Annotated in this window: 1 protein-coding gene; it reads left to right on the top strand. The window is 62.7% G+C overall.

The genetic code is table 11. The features are described 5' to 3' along the window. The coding region (locus INT19_RS11950; protein ID WP_193060900.1) for an IS66 family transposase at nucleotides 1-614 on the top strand (614 nt) is incomplete at both ends.

Raw genomic sequence — 614 nt, 5'->3', positions numbered from 1 at the left:
CCATCAAGGCCTATCAGCGCGGCACCGGCAAAAAGCAGCGGGACGACGACTGCTTGAATGACTCCGGTCTGCGCTTTACCGCCGATGTGCCGATGGAGGTCATTGAGCACCTGCCACCGGAACTGACCGGGCCGGAGGCTGACCAGTACGAAGTGATCGGTAGCAAGACCACCTACCGGCTGGCCCAGCGTGCCTCCAGTTATGTGGTGCTTAAGTGCGAACGCCCGGTGTTCCGGCGAAAGGGGGCCGAGAAGCCGGTGACGACTCTGGCTCCGTTCAACGTGCTGGACAACAGCCTGGCCGACGTCAGCCTGCTGGCCGGGCTGCTGGTGGACAAGTTCCAGTTCCACCTGCCGCTGTATCGTCAACACCAGCGCATCCAGCAGGCCGGTATCACCGTCAGTCGCAGCACCCTGACGAACCTGGTCAAGCGTGCCATCGACCTGTTGCGACCCATCGTGGATGCCCAGACCGACAATGTGCTGCGCAGTCGGGTGCTGGCCATGGATGAAACGCCCATCAAAGCCGGTCATCAGGGCCGGGCCGGGCCGCAAAAGGGCAAGATGAAAACCGGCTGGTTCTGGCCGTTATACGGCGATGCCGACGAGGTGGTG

The sequence above is a fragment of the Halomonas sp. 3A7M genome (assembly GCF_014897875.1).
GTDB lineage: Bacteria > Pseudomonadota > Gammaproteobacteria > Pseudomonadales > Halomonadaceae > Vreelandella.
The sequence above is the reverse complement of the archived record's forward strand: the minus strand, read 5'-3'. Positions and strand labels throughout refer to the sequence as shown.